Source organism: Skermanella aerolata KACC 11604 (genome assembly GCF_000936425.1).
Classification (GTDB): Bacteria; Pseudomonadota; Alphaproteobacteria; order Azospirillales; family Azospirillaceae; genus Skermanella; species Skermanella aerolata.
Window position 1 is genome coordinate 1 of sequence record NZ_AVFK01000103.1, and the last position, 7,710, is coordinate 7,710.

Below are 7,710 nucleotides of genomic sequence, written 5' to 3' on the forward strand. Positions count from 1 at the left end.
GGTTCTGGGAGAGCGCGGGGCTGAGATGCCCCGCGCCACTCACCTACCTCAAGGCCTACGATACGGTAGCCGAAGCCTCGAAGTCGCTCGCCAGATACTTTGGCTTTTACAACTCCCGCAGACCTCATTCGAGCCTTGATCGGCAAACATCCGATCATGCCTACTTCACCCCGCTTCCGCAGATCGCGGCAGCCTGAACCCGGCAGGCGCTCCACTTATCAGCCGAAAAATCTGTTCAGACAAGCGGAGCCACCTCAGCCGTCATTCTCACGCATCTCCTTTCCAATCAACTGCCAAGTTACAGGCAGGCGTTCAGAGTCCGTCTGAGATCGGCTGGATTGACCGGTTTATGCAACAATCGGCAGCCACTGCGCCGTGCCTCTTCCAAACGCTCGGGTGCTGTATCGCCAGTCATCAACACCGCTGGAACCGGCCACCTGAGATGCGCGAGTTCGATGGCGTCCGTACCGCACGTGCCGCCGGGCAGCCGATAATCCGCCAGCATGAGGTCCGGGGGAGATTGGAGTTCGTTCAGCAGAGCGTCCAGCTCTTCAAGCGAAGACGCGATAAGCACCTTGAGACCCCAGTCCTGCAGCAGCATGTCCAATGCCAACTGAATAGCTGGATCATCTTCGATGACAATGATAGTCCGCCCTTTCAGAAGAGAGCCCGCTTGACGCCTTTCCACCCCGAGCAGCTCGGGAGCAAGGTCAGGAACGCTTCGGCTGAGTGGCACCGTCAGAGAAAAGCTCGAGCCTTCGTTCGGTTTAGAGCTCACTGCCAGTCGATGGCCTAGCCGTCGTGCAGTCTGCTCGACAATGGCGAGCCCGAGTCCAAACCCCTGGGCACGGTTGCGCGCCGGGTTGTCAAGCTGGATGAATTCTTCGAAGATTGCGTCGAGTTGCTCCACCGGAATTCCGCATCCCGTATCGTTTACCGTGATCCTGATCCCTTCTTCCACTTCCTGACACTCGATTGTTACACCGCCTCGCTCGGTGTACTTGAGGCCGTTGGCAACCAAATTACGCAGAATTCGCTCGAGCAGCAGTGCATCTGTGGAAATGATTCGGCCTGTCATCGGGACACGCAGCCATAATCCGGCAGCCTCGGCAATCCCACCGAACTCGACGGCCAAATGTCGCAGAAGGTCGTCGAGAGCAATGTCGCGGATGTCGGGCACGATCATGCAGGCTTCCAGCCGTGCCAGGTCGAGCAGCCCTTCCAACATGCCCTGCACCCCGCTGACGGCGTCCGTCAATCGGCTCACCAAATCCCGGGTTGACTGATCGAGGTCGCGTTTTTCCAGCAGGCCGAGGAACAGGGCGGCCGCCTGGATCGGCTGCCGAATGTCATGGCTGGCGGCAGCCAGAAAACGCGATTTGGCGGCATTGGCCCGTTCGGCCTCCGCTTGGGCCTCCTGAGCCCGTGTCTCCGCCTGTTTGCGATCGGTAATGTCGATGACCAAACCCATCATGCGGCATGGCCCTCCGCAAGGATCGTAGAGGATGCGGCCCGTGAGAGCGAGCCAGCGCAGTCCCTTGGCAGGATGATGGATGCGGTACTCGAGATCGATGTCGCCCTTGCGGCGCTCGAGCCAGTCCTGGATAGTCTGTTTCCCTCGCTCCTGATCCTCCGGATGCATCGCACCGTACCAAATCTGATCAGTCGCCGGTTCTGATCCGGGATCGAGACCATGCAGATTGTAGAACTCCTCCGACCAGCGTGCGCGGTTCTCGACCATGTCCCAATCGCAGGTACCGGCCTGAGCACAGCGTAGAGTCGTGACCAACCTTTCATTGGCCACCTGCAAAGCTTTATTGGTCGCTTCAAGTTCCACGGCAGCAATCTGCAATTCCCGAATTGCGGTACTGGCCTCGGCACGGCAATAAAGCGTGGCGGCATGGCTGCTCTGCACTTCCTCCTCCAGATCTTGAATACGCTGCTGGAGGGTGAGAAGCCGTTCCTGTTGATCGGCGATTTGAACGTCGCGTTGTTGAACGAGATTCAAAAGGTGAGTCTGGGGAGCCGATCCTTCAAACGCGGTTCGCTGGTGTGCAGTCAGCAATGTCAGGGCATGATCACGTTCCCAGGTCAGATGATCAACTCGCCTGAGGGCATCTTCGAGATCCGTCCCGGTCCACTCCTTCCTGGTCCACCCCTTACCTTTGAACAGCATACTATTATTTCCTGATGATGATAATTTAGAATCATCGACACGCAACATCGTGTTGAGGAGAACGCAAAACTCACTTTATCAGAAGGCGGTCATCCCGTAGTCGAGGCTACGCCAATGGCAGCAGGCGTATGAAGACGATCATTAGGATCATTGAACTGAAGTCTGCATGCTCGACAATCCTAATCCTGAACGTTATATGATCTTTGAAAGATCCACTGCGACAGCAAGACTTGCAACAAAAAGTCTTTGTGCAAGATGCAACCTTTGGTAAAGTTCATTGTTGAATTCGTATCACGTTCAACAATATAGCGCCAAAACATGCTATGCAACCTTGCTCTATGATCGTATCGTATCCAACCTGTCTCTGTAGCTAGCCTGTGGGCTGAGCCCCTGCGGCTTGTGCTCATGCTCTGCCCGCCGCTTGAGGCCAGCACATGTTTCTGATGCCGGTTCCACTTCGGTGTTATCTCTCCGGAATCTGACGAAGCAAAGTGGCCGAAGTTTATACTGGGTAACGACCAGCACGTTGCATGTTCGAAAACGACGTCCGAAGTCGGCAGGCTGCGGCGCGGTAGGATCACGTGGCTGCTGGTCGAAGCAGCGGATACTGTAGGGGAAAGTCCATGACCGACCGGTTGACGAGCAATGCACTTGGGACCCAAACGCTCCAGGGCTTGCGTGTACTGGTCATGGAAGATCGTAGCCTCATCGCCGCAAAGGTCGTGGAGGCCTTGCATGAGGTCGGATGCATACCAGTCGGTCCAGCGGCTACTCTCCAAGCTGGACTGGAGTTTGCTCAACGCCCGGATGTTTGCATCGATGTCGCGGTTCTCGACATCGATCTGCGCGGCTCACTGGTTTACCCTCTCGCGGAAATGCTTCGATTACGTGGCGTACCGCTGTTATTCCTGACCGGTTATGGAACGAACGCCATACCAACCACCTGGAGCCAAGTAGTTAGAGTCGAAAAACCTTTCGAATCCACAACTTTTATAGAAGCATTGATATCGATAGTCAGCGGCGAAGCTGACCAAGTCAGTTGCACCGTGCCAATCGGTCGCCCTGCTGTCGAGGGCATGGAGCAGGGCTGGGATATCATTCGACATTCGCGGAACATGGTGATGGAGGCTCGTCTACTGCGGGCGCCGCACGGTACCGATAAGGAGCGTTAAGAATCCGAAGGGCTTTCGACCTTCCGGAACGTCTTGGTCTACGCCGGTAGTGATGTCCCGGCACTGGGCAGTTGCAGGCAGCGGTCTTCGGGATTCAAAGTGATATCCCGTTCGGTCCAGAGAGCAAGGCGATCCTGAATCGTCCTGACTGGCGATCATCCAGCCATTTGATGCGGTGCGGACCATAACCGCACAACTCAGAGCGCAGATGACCGCATTCCGGTAAACGCTGCGGAACCGGCTAATATACTGACTGTTCGCCGTAGAGCAGGTAAAAGTCATGAAACTGATTGAAAGGAACTGCTTTCCCATGGCGCATTGTGGCCGATAACCCAAACCAGCCAGGCAAGTCCGTTGACAGCCAGAGCAAGAGCGCTGGATCGGTACAGCCTTCAGACAGGGATGAAGCTGTCGCCCAGCCGGATGATGTACCGGACAGAACCAATCTGATTGTAGGGGTCGGCGCATCGGCTGGCGGCATCGACGCCTTCAAGGCGTTCTTTTCGAAAATGCCTGCCGACAGCGGCATGGCATTCGTCCTGATCCAGCACCTCGATCCCCACCATGAGAGTTCCCTGGTCGCGATCATCGCCGGCTACACCTCGATGCCGGTGCATCTGGCCGAGGATGCGATGGAGGTCCACCCGAACCAGGTCCATGTCATTCCGCCCAACGCCATTATGACGATCCGCGGCGGCGCCTTGCATCTCTCCCGTCCGGCACCTCCCTCGGCCCGCCGCACCTCGATCGACACGTTCCTCACCTCGCTGGCCGAGGATCAGGGCGAAAACGCCATTGGCATCATCCTGTCCGGCTTCGGCAGCGACGGCGCGCTCGGCGTCGCTGCGATCAAGGAGCATGGCGGCTTGACCCTCAGCCAAGCCGAGTTCGATCACCATGCCAAGAGCGGCATGCCGAGAAGTGCTGCGGCCGGTGGCTTCGTCGATCATGTCCTGGCAGTAGAGGACATGCCGGGAGCCCTGATGGATTACCGGCATCACCGGGCGATCTACGATGCCGCGAAAGGACCGGACGGCATCCGCCAAGACCTTCCGAGCTATCTGGCGGCAATTTGCACGGTGCTGCACGGCAGGCTCGGTCGCGATTTCAGCCAGTACAAGAGCGGAACGCTGATGCGCCGCATTCAGCGTCGGATGCACGTGCTCCAGGCCGATTCGGTAGCTGCCTACATTGAGCAGTTGCGCACCCAACCGCACGAAGCCGAGTTTCTGTTCCGTGAACTGCTGATCAGCGTTACCCGCTTCTTCCGCGATGCCGAAGCCTTCGGCGTCCTTGAAGCCTCGATCATCCCGGGATTACTGACCGACCCGCACAGCACCGAGCCAATAAGGATATGGGTGGCCGGCTGCGCTACCGGCGAAGAAGCTTACTCGGTCGCGATCCTGGTTCGGGAGGGGCTGACCCGCACCGGTTGCCGCCGGCCAGTCCAGATCTTCGCCACGGACATCGACGACCAGGCGATCGAAACCGCTCGGATGGGGCTTTACGCAGGAACCATTGCCGCCGACTTATCCATCGAACGGCTGGAGCGGAATTTCGTCAAGGAGGACGGCAACTACCGCGTCACCAGGGATATACGGGAGATGTGCTTGTTCTCGGTGCACGACCTCGTCAAGGACCCCCCCTTCTCGAAGCTTGACCTGATCACCTGCCGCAACTTGCTGATCTACTTTACTCCTCTGCTGCAACAGCGTGTCCTGACAACCTTTCACTACGCCCTCAAGCCGGGCTGCCATCTGTTCCTGGGGCTGTCGGAGGGTGTCGCCGGACAGTCCCGCCTGTTCGAACCGATCGACAAGCGCCATCGGATCTTCCAAAGACAGGAGACGGCCGTACGGCTGCCCGCCTTCCCGCTCTCGCCGGCTCAGGATCGCTCGCCTGCCACCAGACCTGCTGTGTCCCGGTCCGAGAACGACATCGACCGGCGGGCAGCCCGCGCCATGGCCCGCTACGCCCCGGCATACCTGGTCGTGGACCGGCAACACGACGTCCTGCGCTTTTCCGGCCAAACCGTAAAGTATCTCGAGCCCGCGACAGGCGTTGCCAGCCTCAATCTGTTCACCCTCCTGCATCCGGATCTGCGAGCAACCGTACGCGCTGCGCTGAAGCGGGCTGCCGCTACCGGTGAGCAGGTGCTGCACGACACCGTCAGCCCCGCAGCGGGCGAAGAGGCTATCCGGGTGATTGTCGAACCGCTGGCCGATGCGGGAGAAGGCGATCTGTTCGTTGTCGCCTTCCAGTCGGTCGAACGAATTCAATTGGTACAGCAGAATACTTCGGCTTCCGACGCAAAGGCCGAGGGTCAGGCCGCCGCCGAGATTCTGAACAGGGAATTGCAGACGACCCGAGAGCGGTTGCGCAACACGACCGAGGAACTGGAGGCCGCTAACGAAGAGTTGCAGTCATCCAATGAGGAATATCTGTCGGTCAATGAAGAACTACAATCGACCAATGAGGAACTGGAGACCTCTAAGGAGGAGTTGCAATCTCTCAATGAGGAGCTCCAGACGATCAACGCCGAGCTGAACAACCGAAATGACAGCTTGGTACGCTCCAACAGTGACTTGGCGAACCTGTTCGACAGCACCGCGATCGCCACCCTGTTCCTGGACAGCGACCTGCGCATCCGGCGCTTCACACCTCGCCTGCTGGAGATCTTCAAGCTCCGCGAGGGCGACGAAGGGCGGCCTATCAGCGACATCGTCAGCCGCCTGAGCCGTGATGGATTGGAACACGACGTCCGACAGGTCCTGCGAAGCCTGATCCCGGTCGAACGCGAGGTGGCCCTGGCCGGTGACGGCACCAGTTACCTGATGCGGGTCCAGCCTTATCGGGACTTGAACAACGTCATTGACGGTGCCGTAGTCACCTTCATCGACATTACCGAGCGCAGGAAGCACGAACAGGCAAGATCCCTTCTCGCAGCCATTGTCGAATCATCGCAAGATGCGATCATCAGTTTTGATTTAGATAGTGTCGTCACGAGCTGGAATGCCGGAGCCGAGCGGCTTTACGGCTACAACGCCTCCACGGCGATCGGCCAGTCGATGACCAAACTCCTTCCGGGAACGCTGCCGGACGATTGGGAACATCTGCTGACGCGACTGGAAGCGGGCGAGCGGATCGCCCATTTCGACAGTACCCGGAGCGGCGGCAACGGTCGGTCGGTCGATGTCTCGATCACGATTTCGCCCGTTATGGAAGGTGGTGGGCGGATCACCGGCGCGTCGCTTGTAGCGCGGGATGTCAGCGAGCGTAAAGCGGCGGAGCGCAGGACGGCGTTGCTGCTCAGCGAGCTCGACCATCGTGTCAAGAACATCCTGGCGATCGTGTCCGCCGTGGTGTCGCAGACGCTGAAGACTAGCATTACGCCCGAAGCCTTTGCCGCCAAGCTGGAAGGACGCATCAAGGCGATCGCCAAGGCTCATAGCCTGCTGACACGGGAGGGGCACGGTGAGATGTCTCTCCGGACCATGATCGTGACGGAACTGGCTCCGTATGATCGTGGGGAAGGAAACGTCGAGATCGATTGTCCCGATGTGGCGCTGTCCCCGAATGCCGGGCTGGCCATGGCGATGGCCGTGCACGAGCTCGCCAGCAATGCTGCCAAGTACGGCGCCCTGTCAACGACCACCGGACGCCTGAGGGTGAAGGGGGAAATCGCCACGGGGCCGAAATACTCCACGCTGACGCTCACATGGATGGAGATCGACGGGCCGCCGGTTCAGCCGCCGACACGGCGCGGCTTCGGAACGACGCTGATCGAGCGGACGCTGGCCCACGAACTCGACGCCGAGGTGAACCGGGAGTTCCTGGAGGCTGGCCTTCGCTGTACCGTGACGGTACCTCTCACAGAGGAGATCGGCCGCATTCGGAATGCCGCCGAAGCCGGGGGGCTTCCCGATGACAACCCATAACCTTGCGGGATGCCGCATCCTGGTGGTTGAGGATGAACTGCTGATCGCAGTGATGATCGAAGAAGCCTTGCAGGATCTCGGCTGCGTGGTCGTGGGGCCGGCGGCTAAACTGGACGACGCCTTGCGGCTGGCTCGCGAGGAGACGCTGGACGGCGCTGTTCTGGACGTGACCATCCGGGGCGGACGGGTCTACCCGGTCACCGAATGCCTCCGTGCCCGCGGCATTCCGTTCGTGCTGGCGAGCGGTTACGGCGACTGGGCACTTCCTGAAGATCTCCAGGACCACGCTCGCCTGACCAAACCCTTCACAGCCGATGAACTTGAGAAACATATAAGCCTTCTCTGTGGGGGACGCGGTTGAGAGTTGAACCGCACCGGGTTTACCGGAGGCCCCGTTTCTTGAGAGACTGGGGTCATCATGACG

At 59.1% G+C, this 7,710-nt stretch carries 5 protein-coding genes; 4 read left to right on the forward strand and 1 reads right to left on the reverse strand.

What is annotated here, in order from left to right; all coding sequences use genetic code 11:
• Positions 1-197, forward strand: a 197-nt coding sequence (locus N826_RS37850; protein WP_044437659.1) for an integrase core domain-containing protein, incomplete at its 5' end; no start/stop codon positions are given.
• 101 nt (positions 198-298) lie between these two features.
• Here the strand turns inward: N826_RS37850 and N826_RS41135 are convergent.
• Positions 299-2,176, reverse strand: a complete 1,878-nt coding sequence (locus tag N826_RS41135) for a hybrid sensor histidine kinase/response regulator (protein WP_052832785.1) — start codon at positions 2,174-2,176, stop codon at positions 299-301.
• 623 nt (positions 2,177-2,799) lie between these two features.
• On the opposite strand from N826_RS41135, the gene N826_RS37860 reads away from it, so the two are divergent.
• From N826_RS37860 to N826_RS37870, 3 genes are all read left to right on the forward strand, one after another.
• Positions 2,800-3,348 (forward strand): response regulator, encoded by a 549-nt coding sequence (locus N826_RS37860; RefSeq protein ID WP_052832786.1) that lies wholly within the window; start codon positions 2,800-2,802, stop codon positions 3,346-3,348.
• 320 nt (positions 3,349-3,668) lie between these two features.
• Positions 3,669-7,286, forward strand: a complete 3,618-nt coding sequence (locus N826_RS37865; protein WP_052832787.1) for a CheR family methyltransferase — start codon at positions 3,669-3,671, stop codon at positions 7,284-7,286.
• Positions 7,273-7,647: a response regulator gene (locus tag N826_RS37870; RefSeq protein WP_044437660.1), complete on the forward strand. Its 375-nt coding sequence runs from the start codon at positions 7,273-7,275 to the stop codon at positions 7,645-7,647. Before N826_RS37865 ends, N826_RS37870 begins: the two co-directional genes overlap by 14 nt.
• Positions 7,648-7,710: the final 63 nt, after the last annotated feature.